Source organism: Paraburkholderia sp. SIMBA_054, assembly GCF_046534875.1.
GTDB classification, from domain to species: Bacteria; Pseudomonadota; Gammaproteobacteria; order Burkholderiales; family Burkholderiaceae; genus Paraburkholderia; species Paraburkholderia hospita.
Genome location: NZ_JAWRXV010000265.1, coordinates 1 through 440, shown reverse-complemented (window position 1 = coordinate 440; position 440 = coordinate 1). Strand labels below are relative to the sequence as shown.

Below are 440 nucleotides of genomic sequence, written 5' to 3'. Positions count from 1 at the left end.
CGAACTAAACGCGCACACATTGTCCCAGCGATGAATCGGATTCGTCCGATCGGCACGTCCAGAAACACCGCGCGCAGCCTGGCTCGGTCAGCACGCGGACGCCGCCGATCTGCTATCGTCATCGGTATTCTTCCGAACGGGTGGCGACAATGGATCTCGGGCTGAAAGACAAAGTGGTGCTGATCACGGGCGGCAGCAAGGGAATCGGCTTTGCGTGCGCCCGGGCTTTCGCGCTGGAAGATGCGAAGGTGGCAATCGTTTCGCGTGATCCCGCCAATCTGGCGCGCGCTTACGAACAGCTCAAGCAGGAAGGCTTGCACGTGCATCGCACGCGCGCCGATCTGCATGAGCCGCATAGCGCCGCCGACATCGTCGAGGAAGTGAGCACGGCCGTCGGCCCGATCGACGTGCTCGTCAACAGCGCCGGCGCGGCGCGTCGC

1 protein-coding gene is annotated in these 440 nt (G+C 63.6%); it reads left to right on the top strand.

Going from position 1 to position 440, the window contains the following annotated elements; translation table 11 throughout:
• Positions 1–149: 149 nt before the first annotated feature.
• Positions 150–440, top strand: a 291-nt coding sequence (locus SB822_RS55055) for an SDR family NAD(P)-dependent oxidoreductase (RefSeq protein ID WP_410858842.1), incomplete at its 3' end; no start/stop codon positions are given.